A 16,786-nucleotide genomic window follows, 5' to 3' on the forward strand; every position below is an offset into this window, starting at 1 on the left:
CGTCCCGTGGTGACGGATCCTGAGAGCCCGCAAACCCCCGCCTGCGCCGCCCTACGGGCGGACGGCGGGGGTTTGCGCACAGAGGGCTCCTACGCCATCCACCGGTCCGGCCGTGCGTCCCTGCGGCCCGTGCGTGACCTCTCCGCCTGCCCCCGCAGCAGCTCCGCCGCCTCCTCGGCGTCCCTCAGCCGGGCGGTCACCGTCTTGTTGGCCCCGGTGTCCAGATGCACGTCGGCGACGCCCCACAGCCGCTCCCAGGGCCCCTGAGCCAGCCGTACGCTCTGGACCTTCGCGTGCGGGACGAGCGCCAGGCTCCGCCGGAAGAGGCCGGTCCGGGTGGCGAAGACCGCGTCCGTGACAAAGAGGCCGTAGCCGCGCCACCACACCGGCATGCACCGGCCCGCCCGCCGGGGCGGACGCGACAGGGAGGCGCGCGGCGGGACGGTCGCACCGGGCAGCACGCGCGCGACGACCGATTCGGCGATCTCGCGCGGGGCGACCGGCAGCAGGACCGAGTTGGACGAGCCCGCCACATCCAGTTCCACCCGCACCCAGCCGCGCCGCCGCCACAGCAGCGGCTCCACGATGCGAACGCTCTGGACGCGGCCCGGCGGCACCGTCTCGTGCGCGCGGTCGAGCAGGCCGTGGTCGAGGCGCAGCCCGTCGGGGGACTCGCCCACGGTCCAGTCGTACTCCGCGACGAACCGCCCCACGCTGCTCGCCCCCGCAGCGCCGAACAGAGGCACCGCGGACGCGAGGACCGTCCACACGCTCTCCGTGGCCAGCCAGAGGACGGTCGGTACGACGACCGCCGCGGCCAGCGTTCCCCAGGTGGCGCCGGTCAGGACGAGGGAGACGGCCAGCACGCCGGGCGGCACGCGCAGCAGCTGCCGGGCCGGCGCCTCGCCCACTTCGTGCGCCGTCTCGGGCGCGAACCCGGCGGCGCGCGCGAGGAGTTCCGCGCGGAGCGCACGCGCCTCGTCCGCGCCCAGGAAGGCGAGTTCGTCCTTCTTGTCCGCACCTATGACGTCGAGTTTGAGCTTCGAGACGCCCGCCACGCGCGCGAGGAGCGGCTGGGTGATGTCGATGGCCTGGATGCGTTCCAGCCGGATGTGCGCGGTGCGCCGGAACACCAGCCCGGTTCGGATGCGCAGTTCGCTGTCGGTCACGGCGAAGTGCGTGAACCACCAGGTGAGGAAGCCGTACAGGGCAGCTGCGGGGACCAGGACGGCGAGGGCGAGCAGCAGCGTGGTGGTCGTCAGTCTGGTCAGCTGGCGTTGCGCCTGGTCGGGGTCGTGCACCGCCCAGCCGATCAGCACGGCGACCGGCGCCCACGCCCGCCTGAGCGGCGTCACGGGGTGCAGCCGCCGTTCGGTGACGGGCCTCCTCTCGCGTACGGCGCCGTCGACGCCCGGGGCCGTCACAACCCCGCCGATCGGGCCTCGCCCAGCTCGGTGAGCCGGTCGCGCAGCCGTTCCGCCTCCGCCGGGTCGAGGCCGGGGATCGTGGCGTCGGTAGCGGCGGCGGCCGTGTGCAGCTGCACGCTGGCCAGTCCGAAGTGCCGCTCCACCGGACCCGAGGTGACCTCGACCAGTTGCATACGGCCGTACGGCACGACCGTCTCCTCGCGCCACAGCACGCCCCGGCTGATCAGCAGGTCGTCGGCGCGCTCGGCGTACCGCCACGATCGCCAGTTACGGCCGAGCATCACCCAGCCCCATGCGATCAGCGCCAGCGGCAGCAGCGCGAAGGCGGCCCAGCCCGGGCCGGCGAGCAGGCCGAGCAGCAGCCCCATCCCGACGGCCAGCAGCCCCAGCCACACCACCAGCAGCAGTCGGCGCATGCGGAGCAGACCCGGCGGCAGCCCGGTCCACCCCGGCTCGGCCGCCGCCTGATCGTCCCCCGCTGTCCCCGTGTTCTCCGGGCTCCCCGTCTCCATGAGGCCAGCGTACGTAGGGGAGACTGTGTACATGACTCCTACGACGGAGACCATGGTCGGTATCGGCGGCGCCGCGGAGAGCACCGACATGGTGCTCAACATCGGGCCCCAGCACCCGTCCACGCACGGCGTGCTGCGCCTCAAGCTGGTCCTGGACGGCGAGCGCATCACGCGCGCGGAACCGGTGATCGGCTATATGCACCGCGGCGCCGAGAAGCTCTTCGAGGCCCGCGACTACCGCCAGATCATCATGCTCGCCAACCGCCACGACTGGCTGTCGGCCTTCTCCAACGAGCTGGGCGTCGTCCTCGCCGTGGAGCGCATGCTCGGCATGGAGGTGCCCGAGCGGGCGGTGTGGACCCGGACGCTTCTCGCGGAGCTCAACCGGGTGCTCAACCACCTGATGTTCCTCGGGTCGTACCCGCTGGAGCTGGGCGGGATCACGCCGATCTTCTACGCCTTCACCGAGCGCGAGGAACTCCAGCACGTCATGGAGGAGGTCTCCGGCGGGCGGATGCACTACATGTTCAACCGGGTCGGCGGCCTGAAGGAGGACCTGCCGGCCGGGTGGACCACGCGCGCGCGTGCCGCCGTCGCCGACGTGCGCTCCCGCATGGACCGGTTCGACGACCTGGTCCTGGGCAACGAGATCTTCCGTGGGCGCACCCGGGGCGTGGGCGCCCTCTCGCCGGAGGCCGTGCACGCGTACGGCGTGAGCGGGCCGATCGCGCGCGCCTCGGGCGTCGACTTCGACCTGCGCCGGGACGAGCCCTATCTCGCGTACGGCGAGCTGGGGGACGTCCTGAAGGTGGTGACCCGCGAGGAGGGCGACTGCCTCGCCCGGTTCGAGTGCCTCCTGGAGCAGAGCCACAACGCCCTCGACCTGGCCGACGCCTGCCTGGACCGGCTCGCCGACCTGCCGCCCGGACCGATCAACCAGCGGCTCCCCAAGGTGCTGAAGGCGCCCGAGGGCCACACGTACGCGTGGACCGAGAACCCGCTCGGCATCAACGGCTACTACCTCGTCAGCAAGGGCGAGAAGACGCCGTACCGCCTGAAGCTGCGTTCGGCCTCGTACAACAACATCCAGGCGCTGGTCGAGCTCCTGCCGGGGACGCTGGTCGCGGACATGGTGGCGATCTTGGGGTCGATGTTCTTCGTGGTCGGGGACATCGACAAGTAGGGTCCGTCCGGAATTCAAACCGGCTCCAACCGGCTCCAACCGGCTCCTGTCGGCTCCGCCGACTCGACCGCTCAGTCCGCCACTGCGTCCGCGAGCACGTCCGGAATTCCAACCGGCTGGACCAGCCACCCGAAGTCCCCGAGCCCGCCCGTGGCGGTGAGCTCGGCGGCCGCGCCCGCGGTCGCGAGGGCGCGTACGTACTCGGCGGGCCGGGTGGAGGCCAGCTGGAGCGGGGGGCGTGCGCCGGTGACGCCCAGGGCGCGCAGGGCACCGCGTTGCGTCAGCAGGCGCGTGCCGGGCAGGGATCCCGCCGTCGCGCACGCGTCCAGCGCCACGTGTGCCGTGATGTCGCAGGAGCCGTCCGGCAGGGGCGCTGTCTCGCGCCCCTGGCGGAAGCCGGTGAGCGTCCCGAAGGGCGGCCGTGCGCGCGCCGTGTGCGCGTAGTCCACGGCGACCGCGAGTCCCCGCTCCAGCGCCCCGACCACCCCGGCCCAGGCTTCGTCCCGCGGCAGCCCGATCTCGGCCCGCGTCCCCGCCGCCCGCCCCGGCGGCCACCATCGTGCGAGCCAGTCCGCCTCCGCACCGGCGACCGGCTCCCCGAGGCGTTCGGTCCCGTCCACTCGCACGAGCACCAGGCGTGGCACGCCCGCCGGGTCCACCTCCGCGACCTCCAGCGGGACGTTGTCCAGCCACTCGTTGGCGAACAGCAGCCCCGTGATTCGCCGCGGCGGCTCCGGCAGCCACTCGATCCGCTGATCCAGGGATTGCGGGCGGTCGGCGATCTCGACGGCACACGCACGCGTGCGTGCCGCCACGTCGGCGGGCAGGGCGGCCAGCACGCCGGTGGCCAGCTCACCCCGCCCCGCCGCCATGTCGACGAAGTCCAGCGGGGCAGGCCGCCCCAGAACCTCGTCCACCCGGCACAGCAACCGCGCCACGGCACCGGCGAAGAGGGGCGACGCGTGGACGGACGTACGGAAGTGGCCGACCGGGCCCTCGGGGCGGCGATAGAAGCCGCCCGGCCCGTAGAGAGCGGCTTCCGCCGCTGCCCGCCACCCGCGCCACTCGCCCGTCACCTCTGCTGTCACCGGCCCAGGCTAAGCGCACAGTGGAACGCAGCCTCCACCTTGCGGAGTACACGCGGGCCATACGGATCGGCCCTCCGGTTGACCCCTGCACGCATCTCGCTTCCCTACGCTGGGTTACGTGCAGCGCCTTTATGACTTCCTCCGCAGGCACCCGACAGGGGTCGACAGCTTCTGGGCCGTCGTCCTGTTCGGGATCTCTGTGCTGACCGTGGCCGTCCAGGAGGAAGGCGGGCAGGACCTTCCGGGCAACCGCTCCGAAGCGGTCATCGTCCCGATCGTCCTCCTGCTGTGCCTGGTGATCGCATTGCGCCGGCGCATGCCGGAGAAGATGCTGCTGCTGGCCATCGGTGTGGGGCTGGCGCAGCTGGTGCTGGACGTGGCGACCACCGCCGCCAACTTCGCCTTCCTGGTGATCACCTACACCGTCGCCGTGAGCGGCGCCCGCTGGGCCTCACGGCTCTCGCTCGCCCTCGGCCTGTGCGCGGCGCCGTTGGCACAGCTGCGCTGGCCGCAGCAGGACTCGAGCGCCGTCGGTCGTGTGGCCCTGATGATCTTCCTGACGGTGCCGTTCGCCCTCGCCTGGGTGCTCGGCGACTCGATCCGCACCCGCCGCGCCTACTACGAGCAGCTGGAGGAGCGCGCGACCCGGCTCGAAAAGGAGCGCGAGGCGCAGTCCAAGGTCGCGGTCGCCGCCGAACGCGCCCGGATCGCACGCGAGTTGCACGACGTGGTCGCGCACAACGTCTCCGTGATGGTGGTGCAGGCCGACGGCGCCGCCTACGTCCTCGACTCCGCACCGGACCAGGCCAAGAACGCCCTGGAGACCATCTCCTCGACCGGCCGGCAGGCCCTCGCCGAGATGCGCCGCCTGCTCGGGGTGCTGCGCACGGGCGAGCACCAGGAGGGCGGCGAGTACGTCCCGCAGCCCGACGTCGAGCAGATCGACGACCTCATCCAGCAGTGCCGCACCTCCGGCCTTCCGGTCGACTTCAAGGTCGAGGGCACCCCGCGCCCGCTGCCCAGCGGCGTCGAGCTGACGGCGTACCGGATCGTGCAGGAGGCGCTCACCAACACCCGCAAGCACGGTGGGCCGAACGCCGGCGCGAGCGTGCGCCTGGTCTACTTCGACGACGGTCTCGGCCTGCTCGTCGAGGACGACGGCAAGGGTGCCCCGCACGAGCTGTACGAGGACGGCGGCGCCGACGGCGAGGGGCACGGCCTGATCGGCATGCGCGAGCGGGTCGGCATGGTCGGCGGCACCCTGGACGCGGGGCCACGCCCCGGCGGAGGATTCCGCATCAGTGCGCTGCTGCCGCTCAAACCAGCACACTGACGCTTGCGCATGCCCTTTGTTGACACCTGTAACGCCCCCGTAGACGGATACGGAAGACACGGAAGAGGACCCGATGGCGATCCGCGTGATGCTCGTCGACGACCAGGTGCTGCTGCGCACCGGGTTCCGGATGGTGCTCGCCGCCCAGCCGGACATGGAGGTCGTCGCGGAGGCGGGCGACGGCGTCGAGGCCCTCCAGGTGCTGCGCGAGACCCCCGTCGACGTCGTACTGATGGACGTACGCATGCCGAAGCTGGACGGCGTGGAGACCACCCGCCGCATCTGCTCGGACCCCGAGCCGCCCAAGGTGCTGATCCTGACCACCTTCGACCTCGACGAGTACGCGTTCTCCGGGCTGAAGGCGGGCGCCTCCGGCTTCATGCTCAAGGACGTGCCGCCCGGCGAACTCCTCGCCGCCATCCGCGCGGTGCACAGCGGCGACGCGGTGGTCGCCCCGTCGACGACCCGGCGTCTGCTGGACCGGTTCGCGCCCATGCTGCCCTCCACCGGCCAGGAGCAGCAGCACAAGGAGCTGGAGCGGCTCACCGACCGCGAGCGCGAGGTCATGGTGCTGGTCGCCCAGGGCCTGTCCAACGGCGAGATCGCGGCCCGGCTGGTCCTGTCCGAGGCGACGGTGAAGACCCACGTCGGCCGCATCCTGACCAAGCTGGGGCTGCGCGACCGGGTGCAGGTCGTGGTCCTGGCCTACGAGACGGGGCTGGTCCGGGCCGGCGGGCACGGCTGAGCCGGCCGGGCGGGCAGGGCGCGTGACACGGGTGTGACCGGAGGCCACTAGGGTCTGCGCATGCTCCTGTGGATCAACGGCCCCTTCGGGGGCGGCAAGACACAGACCGCACACGAGATCCAGCGCCGTCTGCCCGGCAGCGTCATCTGCGACCCCGAGCACCCCGGTTTCGGCCTGCGGCGCATGCTCCCCGCGGAGCTGCGCGGAGACTTCCAGGACCTGACGTCCTGGCGGCAGGGCGTCGTCGAGGTGCTCGACCTCGCCCTCGCCAAGCACGACGGCGTGGTGATCGTCCCCATGACGGTCACGAACTCCGACTACTTCGCCGAGACGGCCGGCCGGCTGGGCGAACTCGGCCATGACGTACGGCACTTCACCCTCCTCGCCGAGCGCGAAACCGTCCTGAAACGGCTGCGTGAGCGCGGCTTCGGGCACCTCGCGCGGTTCGTCGCGGGGAAGAACGCCGGGCTGCGCCGGGAGAGCTGGGCCGTACAGCAGCTCGACCACTGTCTGGAGCGGTTGAGCGAGCCGGAGTTCGCCGAGCATCTGTGGACCGACCACTCGACCGTGCCGAAGACGGCGGACCGGATCGCCGTCCTGGCCGGGCTGAGGCTCCGGCCCAACAACGAGGGCGCGCTGCGGACGCGGCTGCGGCAGGCGGGCGTGGGGATCAGGCACATCCGGTTCGACTGAACCGGGGCGCTCAGCGCAGGACACCCTCCAGGAAGTCGCTGCCCAGCCGCGCCACCATCGTCACGTCCAGTTGGTGCAGGACGTACCGCCCGCGGCGGCGGGTGGTGATCAGGCCCGCCTTCTTCAGCACGCCCAGGTGCCGGGATATCTCCGGCGCCGTCATGCCGTGCACCTGCGCAAGCTCGCCCGTGGTGTACGCGCTGCGGGCGAGGTTGCGGCAGATGTGCATCCGTACGGGGTGGGAGAGCGCGGTCATCCGCAGGGTCAGCTGCTCCAGCGTGGGCGGGGCGGCGAGCTCGGGGGAGCCGACCGGGTAGTGCAGCACCGGCTGCCAGGCGTAGCGGTGCAGGACCATCAGGTGCGGCCAGCCCAGGCTGGTCGGAACGAGGAGGAGGCCGCCGTCGCCCACGGTGGTGTGGCCCTCGCCCAGCTTGTCGATCGTGATCCGCGCGGCGCCCTCGTCGAGGGTCACCGCCGGGGACACCGCGGCCAGTGCTTCCGCGAGGCCCTTGCGCCGCAGGAGGTCCGTCTTGTGGCGGGCGTCCGTCGCGAGCTGGTGGCGCAGCCGGGACCACGCCTCCGCGAAGAACGCCTCGTCACAGTCCTGGAGGAACTGCCGCAGCCAGGCCCGGATCCGCGGCGGATCGAACAGCAGCCGCTCGCTGAACCGCATCTGCTGCGGCCCGCGCGCCGCAGCGAGGTCCAGCGCGCGTCGCCGCACGTCCGCGTCGGAGAGCACGTCGGCCCCGCGCGTGCTGTACGGCAGGGCGCAGGTGAACTCCAGGGCCGCGTCCACGAACTGCTCGTCCGTCAGCTTGTCCAGCTGGTCAAGCTCCTCCGCCAGAGTCGCGCCCGGGAGGGTGCTGCGGCCCGGGATGCCGGCAAAGGGCAGGAAGAGGTCGGAGAACGTCGACCGCCACAGGAAGTCGGCCTCGCACATCCGGTCGGCCAGGTGTGAGTCCAACCGGGCCGTCACGCCCGTCACCCAGCCCTGGAGGCCGGGGTGGTGCCCCGGCTCCGACAGCGCGTGCAGCGCCATGCCGAGCTCGGCCAGGGGCGAGGGCACGACGGCGAGCCTCTCCGGCCGCAGCCCCGCGATGTCGATGGTCACGCTCATGTCCTCATGGTGCACCCCGCCACTGACAACGCGGCCGTGGATTGACGGCGGCCGTCAATCGACGCGACGTGAGCGCCACCCCCGGCGCAGCCTGGGACCACCGGGGCAGCCGCGGAGCCCGATCCACACGTCATGTCTCCTACGTCCCGAGAAGGCGATCCGTCATGAGCGTCACGCAGTACCACCTCCTCCACCTCTACCGCGCCCGGCAGCTCGGCGAGCCCGCTCCTCCGGCGCCGGGCGCCCACGACTGGCAGGTCGTGCGCGAGTGGCGTGACCAGCGGCACTTCCGGGCCGTCCTGGCGGAACGTCCGGCCCGTGGGCGGATACGGCGGGCCCTGGCCCGGTGGCCGCGTCCGCGGCGTCGTCCTACTTGCTGACCTCCTCGCTGACCTCCTCGCTGACCTCCTCGGTCAGCCGGGCCACGAACTCCGCGACCGCCGTCTTCACGTCACCGGCCGTCCACTCCAGGCCGGCGGCACGCACGGAGACCTCGGTGCAGGCCAGGCCCGGGGCCTTGGCGTCCCAAGGGTGGCCGAACAGCACGGTCTTCGTCTCCTCGGCCTGGCGGAGCGCCGCCTCGGTGAGGACGCCGGTGTCGTACGGCAGCCAGACCTGGAACTCGTTCGTGTGCGGCGGCTCGGGGTGGATCCGCGCCCACGGCACCCCGGCCGCCGCGAAGCCGTCGCGCAGCGCGGCGGCCACCACGCGCGCGTGGGCCACGTATTCGGGCAGCCGGGGCAGCTCCCGCTCCAGCCCGGCGAGCGCCGACAGCGCGGTGGGGAACTGCTGGAAGACCATGCCGCCGTAGCGGTGCCGCCAGGCCTTCGCCTCGTCCACCAGCGTCTGCGGGCCGGCGAGCACCGCGCCGCCGAAACCGTCGAGGGACTTGTAGAACGACACGTACACGCTGTCCGCCAGACCCGCGATCTCCTCCAGCGGGCGGCCGAAGTGGACGGTGGACTCCCACAGGCGTGCGCCGTCGAAGTGCACCACCGCGTCGCGCTCCCGGGCCGCTTCGACGACCTCGGTGAGTTCCTCCCAGGAGGGCAGCACGAAACCGGCGTCCCTGAGGGGCAGTTCGAGCATCAGCGCCCCGAAGGGCTCGTCGAAGTCACGCACCTCGGCGGCGGTCGGCAGCCTGGGCGCGCTCGTCACCCGGACCGGGCGCAGCCCGCTGACCTGGCTGAAGGCGTCGCGTTCGTGGATCTCGGGGTGGGCCAGCGCGTGCAGGGCGACGGTCGGGTCGCCGGTGCGGCCCGCCCAGCAGCGCAGGGCGACCTGCTGGGCCATGGTGCCCGTCGGGAAGAACGCGGCCGCCTCCTTGCCGAGCAGGCCCGCGACCTTCTCCTCCAGGGCGCCGACGATGCCGTTGCCATAGAGGTCCGCCAGCTCGTCCAGGTCGTACAGATCCAGTTCACGTGCCTCCTCCAGCAGCGCCAGGCGTTCGCGGAGGGTGCCGAGGTATCCGGGGCGCGCCAGAACCCGTCGCGCGCCGCGGTAGGCGGCTATGCGCCGTTCCCGGCGTCGTTTGCGTTCCTCGGCGTCCGACAGGGGCTCCGACTCCTCGGAGGGCTCGTCGTGTCGCCCGGGCTGTTCCGCCGTATCGCTCATGCGCGGGATCATGCCGTGCGCCTACGCGCGCGAGCACCTGTATTTTCGGCCGCCGCGGCCTCCCGTCCACAGGCGCCGGGAGGCCGCTCCCGCCCTTCGTGCGCACGGCGTGCGATAACCCACAGCCTGTGGACAACCGGACGCCCCTCGAACCAATCGCGTTAACATGACGAGAAATCGTCCGGTACCCAGAGCGGACTGGAACGGGAAGGCCGTCGTCGAGTGAGTACAAGCCAACAGCCAGATCCCAGGGACCGCCCCGCGCGGCTCACCGTCGGTGTCGTCGGCGCCGGCCGTGTGGGCCCCGCGCTCGCCGCGTCCCTCCAGCTCGCCGGGCACCGCCCCGTGGCCGTGTCCGGGGTCTCCGAGACCTCCCGGCGGCGGGCCGCGCAGATGCTCCCCGACGTGCCGCTCGTGCCGCCCGCCGAAGTCCTCGCGCGCGCCGAACTGGTGCTGCTGACCGTCCCGGACGACACCCTGCCCGGACTGGTCGAGGGCCTGGCCGACACCGGGGCCGTACGGCCGGGGCAGCTGCTGGTGCACACCTCCGGGCGATACGGCGCGAAGGTCCTGGACCCCGCCCTGCGCGCGGGCGCGCTGCCGCTGGCCCTGCACCCGGCGATGACCTTCACCGGCACGCCCGTGGACGTCCAGCGCCTGGCCGGCTGCTCCTTCGGCGTCACCGCGCCCGAGGAACTGCGGCTGGCCGCCGAGGCCCTCGTCATCGAGATGGGCGGCGAACCGGAGTGGGTCGCCGAGGACATGCGCCCGCTGTACCACGCGGCGCTCGCGCTGGGCGCCAACCACCTGGTCACGCTCGTCGCCCAGTCCATGGAGCTGCTGCGCGAGGCGGGCGTCGCGGCCCCCGACCGGATGCTCGGCCCGCTGCTCGGCGCCGCCCTCGACAACGCTCTGCGCTCCGGCGACGCGGCCCTGACCGGCCCCGTCGCGCGCGGGGACGCGGGCACCGTCGCCGCGCACGTGAGCGAGCTGCGGCGGCACGCCCCGCAGGCTGTCGCCGGCTATCTCGCGATGGCGCGCGCGACCGCCGACCGGGCGCTCGCCCACGGGCTGCTGAAGCCGGAGCTCGCCGAGGACCTTCTCGGGGTACTCGCCCACGGGACCGACGGCGCCGAGGGAGAGGCCCGATGACCACCGTGCTGCGCACCGCCGACGAACTGCACGCACGAACGCGTGCCGGCCGCCGCGCCGTCGTGATGACCATGGGCGCCCTGCACGAGGGCCACGCCACCTTGGTCCGCACCGCGCGCTCGATCGCCGGGCCGCGGGGCGAGGTCGTCGTCACCGTCTTCGTGAACCCCTTGCAGTTCGGCAGGGGCGAGGACCTCGACCGCTACCCGCGCACCCTGGAGGCCGACCTCAAGATCGCCGAACAGGCGGGCGCCGACGTCGTGTTCGCCCCCTCGGCCGACGAGGTCTACCCGGGCGGCGAGCCCCAGGTCCGCGTCAGCGCGGGCCCCATGGGCGAGCGCCTCGAAGGCGGCTCCCGCCCCGGCCACTTCGACGGCATGCTCACCGTCGTCGCCAAGCTGCTCCACCTCACCCGCCCCGACGTCGCCCTGTACGGCCAGAAGGACGCCCAGCAGCTCGCCCTGATCCGCCGCATGGTGCGCGACCTGAACTTCGGCGTCGAGATCGTCGGCGTCCCGACCGTGCGCGAGGAGGACGGCCTCGCGCTGTCCAGCCGCAACCGCTACCTCGCGCCCAAGGAACGGCGCACGGCACTGGCGCTGTCCCAGTCGCTGTTCGCCGGCCGCGACCGGCACGCGGCGCAGGAGGCGCTGCGCGCGCGGGCCCGCGAAGTACCCGCCACCCGCGCGCGTGCGGAGGCGCTCAGCGCCATAGGGGAGTCGCGCGCGGCGGCCGACGCGCACGCCGTGGCCAAGGCGGTGCCCGGCGCCCCGGCGGCCGTCCGCGCCGCCGCCCGTCTGGTCCTCGACGAGGCCGCCCGCCTGGATCCGCCGCTGGAACTGGACTACCTCGCCCTCGTCGACCCTGCCGACTTCACCGAGATCGAGGACGGCTTCACCGGCGAGGCCGTCCTCGCCGTCGCCGCCCGGGTCGGGACGACCCGGCTGATCGACAACATTCCCCTCACCTTCGGAGCCGCCTCGTGACCAGCACAGGCATACGACTGCACGCGCCCGCGCCCGGGTGGTCCATCTCCGCGGACGTCGTCGTCGTCGGTTCCGGCGTCGCGGGTCTCACCGCGGCCCTGCGCTGCGAGGCCGCCGGCCTGACGACCGTCGTCGTCACCAAGGCCCGCCTCGACGACGGCTCCACCCGCTGGGCCCAGGGCGGCATCGCCGCGGCCCTCGGCGAGGGCGACACCCCCGAACAGCACCTCGACGACACCCTCGTCGCGGGCGCGGGCCTGTGCGACGAGGACGCGGTCCGCATCCTCGTCACCGAGGGGCCCGACGCCGTACACCGCCTCATCGAGACCGGCGCCCACTTCGACGAGTCCGAGGAAGGCGGCCTGGAACTCACCCGCGAGGGCGGCCACCACCGCCGCCGCATCGCCCACGCCGGCGGCGACGCGACCGGCGCGGAGATCTCCCGAGCCCTCGTCGAAGCGGTACGCGCGCGTGGCCTGCGCACGATCGAGAACGCGCTCGTCCTCGACCTCCTGACGGACGCCGAGGGCCGTACGGCGGGCGTCACCCTGCACGTGATGGGCGAGGGCCAGCACGACGGCGTAGGGGCGGTCCACGCGCCCGCCGTGGTCCTCGCGACCGGCGGCATGGGCCAGGTCTTCTCGGCGACGACGAACCCGTCCGTGTCGACCGGCGACGGCGTAGCCCTCGCGCTGCGCGCGGGCGCCGAGGTCAGCGATCTCGAATTCGTCCAGTTCCACCCCACCGTCCTGTTCCTCGGCCCGGACGCGGAGGGCCAGCAGCCCCTGGTCTCCGAAGCGGTCCGCGGCGAAGGCGCCCACCTGGTCGACGCGGGCGGCGTGCGCTTCATGCTGGGCCGGCACGAACTGGCCGAGCTCGCCCCACGGGACATCGTCGCCAAGGGCATCATGCGCCGCATGCAGGAGCAGGACGCGGAGCACATGTTCCTCGACGCCCGCCACTTCGGCGCCGACATGTGGGCGCAGCGCTTCCCGACGATCCTCGCCTCCTGTCGCGCCAACGGCATCGACCCGGTCACCGCCCCCATCCCGATCGCCCCGGCGGCCCACTACGCCTCCGGCGGCGTGCGCACCGACTCCCACGGCCGTACGACCGTCCCCGGCCTGTACGCGTGCGGCGAGGTCGCCTGCACGGGCGTGCACGGCGCCAACCGGCTGGCCTCCAACTCACTCCTCGAAGGGCTGGTCTACGCCGAGCGCATCGTGGCGGACATCGCGGCCGCCCGCGCCGCCAACGGCCTCCACGCGCGCGTGCCGCACCCCGTGCCGTACCCCGAGACGCCCGAGCACCCCCTGCTCGCGCCCGAGGCCCGTTTCGCGATCCAGCGGATCATGACGAACGGCGCCGGCGTCCTGCGCTCCGCCGAGTCCCTCGCCAGGGCCGCCGAGCAGATCCAGCAGCTGCACACCGAGGCCCGGGACGCCCTCACCGAGAACGGCAAGACGGCCGAGCCGGGCGTCGACACCTGGGAGGCCACCAACCTCATGTGCGTGGCCCGGGTCCTGGTGGCCGCCGCCCGGCAGCGCGAGGAGACCCGGGGCTGCCACTGGCGCGAGGACAGCCCCGACCGCGACGACACGGACTGGCGCCGCCACATCGTCGTACGCCTCAATCCGGACCGCACACTGGCCGTGCACACCACCGACACCGCAGACTTCCCCCCGACCCGGCCCCAGGAGCAGTGACAGAAGTGACCACCCCCGACCTTCCCCTCGCCCCGAGCGGCGGCTGCGGCGACGACTGCGCCTGCGGTGCCGGTGAGGAGTACCTGGAGTGCGGCCTCGACCCCGCGCTCGCCCAGCTCCTGGCCGACGCGGGTCTCGACCCGGTCGAGATCGAGGACATCGCCAACGTGGCCATCCAGGAGGATCTCGCCCACGGCGTGGACGTGACGACGGTCGCGACGATCCCCGAGGAGTCGACCGCCACCGCCGACTTCGTCGCGCGTGAGGCGGGCGTCGTGGCGGGCCTCAGGGTCGCCGAAGCGGTGGTCTCGATCGTCTGCGAGGACGAGTTCGAGGCGGAGCGCCACGTGGAGGACGGCGACAAGGTGGAGGAGGGCCAGAAACTGCTCTCCATCACCACCCGCACCCGCGACCTCCTAACGGCCGAACGCAGCGCGCTGAACATCCTCTGCCGCCTCTCGGGCATCGCGACGGCCACGCGCGCGTGGGCGGACGTACTGGAAGGCACCAGGGCGAGGGTCCGCGACACCCGCAAGACGACCCCGGGCCTGCGCGCGCTGGAGAAGTACGCGGTGCGCTGCGGCGGCGGCGTGAACCACCGCATGTCGTTGTCCGACCAGGCCCTGGTGAAGGACAACCACGTGGTGGCCGCGGGCGGCGTGGCCCAGGCCTTCAAGGCGGTCCGCGAAGCCTTCCCCGACCTCCCCATCGAGGTCGAGGTCGACACCCTCCACCAACTCCGCGAGGTGGTGGACGCGGGCGCGGACCTGATCCTCCTGGACAACTTCACGCCGGGCGAGTGCGAGGAAGCGGTCGCGATCGTGCACGGCCGGGCAGCCCTCGAAGCCTCGGGCCGCCTGACCCTCGCCAACGCCAGGGCCTACGCGGACACGGGCGTCGACTACCTGGCCGTAGGGGCCCTCACCCATTCCTCGCCGATCCTGGACATCGGCCTGGACCTGCGAGCGGCGGAGTAGGAACGGGCATGCTCCTCACGATCGACGTAGGCAACACGCACACCGTCCTCGGCCTGTTCGACGGCGAGGACATCGTCGAGCACTGGCGCATCTCGACGGACGCCCGCCGCACCGCCGACGAACTGGCGGTCCTCCTCCAGGGCCTGATGGGCATGCACCCGCTCCTGGGCGACGAACTGGGCGACGGCATCGACGGAATCGCCATCTGCGCCACGGTCCCCTCGGTCCTCCACGAACTCCGGGAGGTGACCCGCCGCTACTACGGCGACGTCCCCGCCGTCCTCGTCGAACCGGGCGTGAAGACCGGCGTCCCGATCCTCACGGACAACCCCAAGGAGGTCGGCGCCGACCGCATCATCAACGCGGTGGCGGCCGTCGACCTCTACGGCGGCCCGGCGATCGTCGTCGACTTCGGTACCGCGACGACGTTCGACGCGGTGAGCGCGCGCGGCGAGTACATCGGCGGCGTCATCGCCCCCGGCATCGAGATCTCCGTCGAGGCCCTCGGCGTCCGCGGCGCCCAGCTCCGCAAGATCGAGGTGGCCCGCCCGCGCAGCGTCATCGGCAAGAACACCGTAGAGGCCATGCAGTCGGGCATCATCTACGGCTTCGCGGGCCAGGTCGACGGAGTCGTCAGCCGCATGGCCCGCGAACTCGCCGACGACCCCGACGAGGTCACCGTCATCGCCACGGGCGGCCTGGCCCCCATGGTCCTCGGCGAATCCTCGGTCATCGACGAACACGAGCCCTGGCTGACCTTGATCGGCCTCCGCCTGGTCTACGAACGCAACGTCTCCCGTATGTGACCCCGCCGGCCATCCCCTTCGCCGACGCCGCCCGCAGCGGGTGGTGCCGGCATCGGCGAAGGAGACACCGGCGGCGTGGGAACGCGCCGGTGGACGGCGCATACCCAGGGGCCGACCCGCACACGCCGACGGCGGCGAGGGGCAGCGTCGGGGGATGGCGCATGCCACCCACGGGCCCGGCGGCCGCGTACGGCGGCAAGGAGACGTGTCGGGGGGTGTCCGCCCGCAGAGTCCGGTGTCAAGACACGGCACCTCCTGGCAAAAGCCCAACGCACCGGACCGAGGACGGACACCCCCCGACGCGTTCCCGACCCACAACCTCACGCCCCCGCGCTCCACGAGCCCCCACCGAACCCGCACAGGCGCCGCAGGAATAAACGCGCACCCCCCGAAGCCGCACGCGCCGCAGGCACAGACGCGCACCCCCACCCGAGTGGCACCCCACGCCACACCCACCCCCTATGTCGCGTTTGTCTGATTAGCGCGTATCGTCGCCGCATGCCCACGCCATACGGATCCCGCGGCGCCATGGCGTTCGGCGCGGAGGAGCTGCGTGTGCTCCGCCGCGCTCTCGCCCTCGCCCTTCACCCCCGCCCCGCCTCACCCGAGGAGGTCCGGGCCTGTCTCCGCCTCGCCGAGTCCCTCGACGAGGCGATCCGCGAGGGTGCCCGACTGCGTGCCTTCCTGGTGGCCGACCTCGCCCGCTACCGCGCCGCGCTCCCCGGCACCGCAGCCGGCTACCTCGCCCTCCTGGAGGACGCCCTGGGCGCCGGGTACCACCCCGACCCCGACGACCTCACCGCCCTGCGGACCCTGCGCGGCGACCCCGCCGCGGCCGCCCTCCTCCAGGACGTGCAAGCCCGCCTCGCGCCCGGCGCCACCCGCCCGGCCACGCCTGCCAAGCCGGCCATCCCCGCGTCCCGTACGCGCCTGCTGGCCCTGCCCGGAGGCCTCTCCGGCGGCACCCCCCGCACCCCGGTCGACCTCCCAGCCCAGGCCGCCGGCCAGACTCCCCCGGGGCAGCCCCGCAAGAAGCCCGCAGAAAGGCCGGCCGCCCCCAAGCCCGCCCCGGCCCCCGGCCCCGAGCCCACCCCCGCCGCCCCCAAGCCGCACCGCCCCATCCCCACCCCCGGCGAGGTCTTCCCCCGGCGCAAACCGACACCGCCACCCGGGAACCCGCCCCAGCAGCTGGCCGCGGGCTGAGACCCGCGCGGTACCGCACCCCGCCCCCTGGCTACCCTGGACGCATGGACTACGTCTCCGCACTCCTCCCCCCGGTCGTCATGGCCGTGTTCTTCATCGGTGTGATCAGGGTGATCGTGAAGACCCAGGGCGGAGCCAACAAGGCCAAGGAGGACGCGGCCGTGGACGCCGCCCTCGCGCGCGTGGAGGCCCCCCGCCAGGCCTCCCCGAATCCGGACGCCTAGACCCCGGACGCCAGGCCCGG

Annotated in this window: 17 protein-coding genes; 12 read left to right on the plus strand and 5 right to left on the minus strand. The window is 73.1% G+C overall.

Going from position 1 to position 16,786, the window contains the following annotated elements; genetic code table 11:
- Positions 1–89: 89 nt before the first annotated feature.
- Together ACFU95_RS34855 and ACFU95_RS34860 are read right to left on the minus strand one after the other, a co-directional pair.
- Entirely contained in the window at positions 90–1,424 is a 1,335-nt protein-coding gene (locus ACFU95_RS34855) for a PH domain-containing protein (RefSeq protein ID WP_383836276.1), read from the minus strand.
- Complete coding sequence (locus ACFU95_RS34860; protein ID WP_383836279.1) at positions 1,421–1,939, minus strand: PH domain-containing protein; 519 nt, start codon at positions 1,937–1,939, stop codon at positions 1,421–1,423. Before ACFU95_RS34860 ends, ACFU95_RS34855 begins: the two co-directional genes overlap by 4 nt.
- Before the next feature lie 31 nt (positions 1,940–1,970).
- Here ACFU95_RS34860 and ACFU95_RS34865 point away from each other — a divergent pair, with 31 nt between their 5' ends.
- On the plus strand, positions 1,971–3,122 hold the full coding sequence (locus ACFU95_RS34865) for an NADH-quinone oxidoreductase subunit D (protein WP_383836282.1): 1,152 nt from the start codon (positions 1,971–1,973) through the stop codon (positions 3,120–3,122).
- Positions 3,123–3,193: 71 nt separating this feature from the next.
- On the opposite strand, the gene ACFU95_RS34870 is transcribed toward ACFU95_RS34865, so the two are convergent.
- The gene (locus ACFU95_RS34870) at positions 3,194–4,210 is read right to left on the minus strand and encodes an SAM-dependent methyltransferase (RefSeq protein ID WP_383836285.1); all 1,017 of its coding nucleotides are present in this window, start codon (positions 4,208–4,210) and stop codon (positions 3,194–3,196) included.
- 118 nt (positions 4,211–4,328) lie between these two features.
- Here ACFU95_RS34870 and ACFU95_RS34875 point away from each other — a divergent pair, with 118 nt between their 5' ends.
- The 3 genes from ACFU95_RS34875 to ACFU95_RS34885 all read left to right on the plus strand — a co-directional run bounded on the left by ACFU95_RS34875 (position 4,329) and on the right by ACFU95_RS34885 (position 6,981).
- Positions 4,329–5,543 (plus strand): sensor histidine kinase, encoded by a 1,215-nt coding sequence (locus tag ACFU95_RS34875; RefSeq protein ID WP_383836288.1) that lies wholly within the window; start codon positions 4,329–4,331, stop codon positions 5,541–5,543.
- A gap of 73 nt (positions 5,544–5,616) precedes the next feature.
- Positions 5,617–6,288 (plus strand): response regulator, encoded by a 672-nt coding sequence (locus ACFU95_RS34880; RefSeq protein WP_383836290.1) that lies wholly within the window; start codon positions 5,617–5,619, stop codon positions 6,286–6,288.
- A gap of 60 nt (positions 6,289–6,348) precedes the next feature.
- The gene (locus tag ACFU95_RS34885) at positions 6,349–6,981 is read left to right on the plus strand and encodes an AAA family ATPase (protein ID WP_383836293.1); all 633 of its coding nucleotides are present in this window, start codon (positions 6,349–6,351) and stop codon (positions 6,979–6,981) included.
- Positions 6,982–6,991: 10 nt separating this feature from the next.
- Here the strand turns inward: ACFU95_RS34885 and ACFU95_RS34890 are convergent, their stop codons facing one another.
- Positions 6,992–8,098, minus strand: a complete 1,107-nt coding sequence (locus ACFU95_RS34890; RefSeq protein ID WP_383836296.1) for a DUF5937 family protein — start codon at positions 8,096–8,098, stop codon at positions 6,992–6,994.
- A gap of 164 nt (positions 8,099–8,262) precedes the next feature.
- Between ACFU95_RS34890 and ACFU95_RS34895 the strand changes: the two genes are divergently transcribed.
- Positions 8,263–8,478, plus strand: a complete 216-nt coding sequence (locus tag ACFU95_RS34895) for a hypothetical protein (RefSeq protein ID WP_383836299.1) — start codon at positions 8,263–8,265, stop codon at positions 8,476–8,478.
- Here ACFU95_RS34895 and ACFU95_RS34900 read toward each other — a convergent pair.
- Positions 8,468–9,712 (minus strand): threonine aldolase family protein, encoded by a 1,245-nt coding sequence (locus ACFU95_RS34900; protein ID WP_383836302.1) that lies wholly within the window; start codon positions 9,710–9,712, stop codon positions 8,468–8,470. The genes ACFU95_RS34895 and ACFU95_RS34900 overlap by 11 nt on opposite strands.
- A 222-nt stretch (positions 9,713–9,934) precedes the next feature.
- Between ACFU95_RS34900 and ACFU95_RS34905 the strand changes: the two genes are divergently transcribed.
- From ACFU95_RS34905 to ACFU95_RS34935, 7 genes are all read left to right on the plus strand, one after another.
- Entirely contained in the window at positions 9,935–10,864 is a 930-nt protein-coding gene (locus tag ACFU95_RS34905) for a Rossmann-like and DUF2520 domain-containing protein (protein ID WP_383836305.1), read from the plus strand.
- Positions 10,861–11,850: a pantoate--beta-alanine ligase gene (gene panC / locus ACFU95_RS34910; protein ID WP_383836307.1), complete on the plus strand. Its 990-nt coding sequence runs from the start codon at positions 10,861–10,863 to the stop codon at positions 11,848–11,850. The genes ACFU95_RS34905 and panC overlap by 4 nt, the downstream gene beginning before the upstream one ends.
- The gene (locus tag ACFU95_RS34915; RefSeq protein ID WP_383836310.1) at positions 11,847–13,556 is read left to right on the plus strand and encodes an L-aspartate oxidase; all 1,710 of its coding nucleotides are present in this window, start codon (positions 11,847–11,849) and stop codon (positions 13,554–13,556) included. Before panC ends, ACFU95_RS34915 begins: the two co-directional genes overlap by 4 nt.
- 5 nt (positions 13,557–13,561) lie before the next feature.
- Complete coding sequence (gene nadC / locus ACFU95_RS34920; RefSeq protein WP_383836313.1) at positions 13,562–14,533, plus strand: carboxylating nicotinate-nucleotide diphosphorylase; 972 nt, start codon at positions 13,562–13,564, stop codon at positions 14,531–14,533.
- Positions 14,534–14,541: 8 nt separating this feature from the next.
- On the plus strand, positions 14,542–15,339 hold the full coding sequence (locus tag ACFU95_RS34925; RefSeq protein ID WP_383836316.1) for a type III pantothenate kinase: 798 nt from the start codon (positions 14,542–14,544) through the stop codon (positions 15,337–15,339).
- Between the two features lie 528 nt (positions 15,340–15,867).
- Positions 15,868–16,542: a hypothetical protein gene (locus ACFU95_RS34930; protein ID WP_383836413.1), complete on the plus strand. Its 675-nt coding sequence runs from the start codon at positions 15,868–15,870 to the stop codon at positions 16,540–16,542.
- A gap of 44 nt (positions 16,543–16,586) precedes the next feature.
- Positions 16,587–16,766: a hypothetical protein gene (locus ACFU95_RS34935; protein ID WP_370262180.1), complete on the plus strand. Its 180-nt coding sequence runs from the start codon at positions 16,587–16,589 to the stop codon at positions 16,764–16,766.
- The last annotated feature ends 20 nt before the right edge of the window (positions 16,767–16,786 follow it).

Origin of the sequence: Streptomyces sp. NPDC057623, from assembly GCF_042800355.1 — a bacterium.
In the GTDB taxonomy this organism is placed as follows: Bacteria; Actinomycetota; Actinomycetes; order Streptomycetales; family Streptomycetaceae; genus Streptomyces.

Bases quoted from the DNA above. Each gene is read 5' to 3' on its own strand.
- ACFU95_RS34860 (WP_383836279.1), bottom strand. From the start codon at position 1,939: ATGGAGACGGGGAGCCCGGAGAACACGGGGACAGCGGGGGACGATCAG.
- ACFU95_RS34865 (WP_383836282.1), top strand. From the start codon at position 1,971: ATGACTCCTACGACGGAGACCATGGTCGGTATCGGCGGCGCCGCGGAG.
- ACFU95_RS34880 (WP_383836290.1), top strand. From the start codon at position 5,617: ATGGCGATCCGCGTGATGCTCGTCGACGACCAGGTGCTGCTGCGCACC.
- ACFU95_RS34885 (WP_383836293.1), top strand. From the start codon at position 6,349: ATGCTCCTGTGGATCAACGGCCCCTTCGGGGGCGGCAAGACACAGACC.
- ACFU95_RS34890 (WP_383836296.1), bottom strand. From the start codon at position 8,098: ATGAGCGTGACCATCGACATCGCGGGGCTGCGGCCGGAGAGGCTCGCC.
- ACFU95_RS34895 (WP_383836299.1), top strand. From the start codon at position 8,263: ATGAGCGTCACGCAGTACCACCTCCTCCACCTCTACCGCGCCCGGCAG.
- ACFU95_RS34900 (WP_383836302.1), bottom strand. From the start codon at position 9,712: ATGAGCGATACGGCGGAACAGCCCGGGCGACACGACGAGCCCTCCGAG.
- panC (WP_383836307.1), top strand. From the start codon at position 10,861: ATGACCACCGTGCTGCGCACCGCCGACGAACTGCACGCACGAACGCGT.
- ACFU95_RS34925 (WP_383836316.1), top strand. From the start codon at position 14,542: ATGCTCCTCACGATCGACGTAGGCAACACGCACACCGTCCTCGGCCTG.
- ACFU95_RS34930 (WP_383836413.1), top strand. From the start codon at position 15,868: ATGGCGTTCGGCGCGGAGGAGCTGCGTGTGCTCCGCCGCGCTCTCGCC.
- ACFU95_RS34935 (WP_370262180.1), top strand. From the start codon at position 16,587: ATGGACTACGTCTCCGCACTCCTCCCCCCGGTCGTCATGGCCGTGTTC.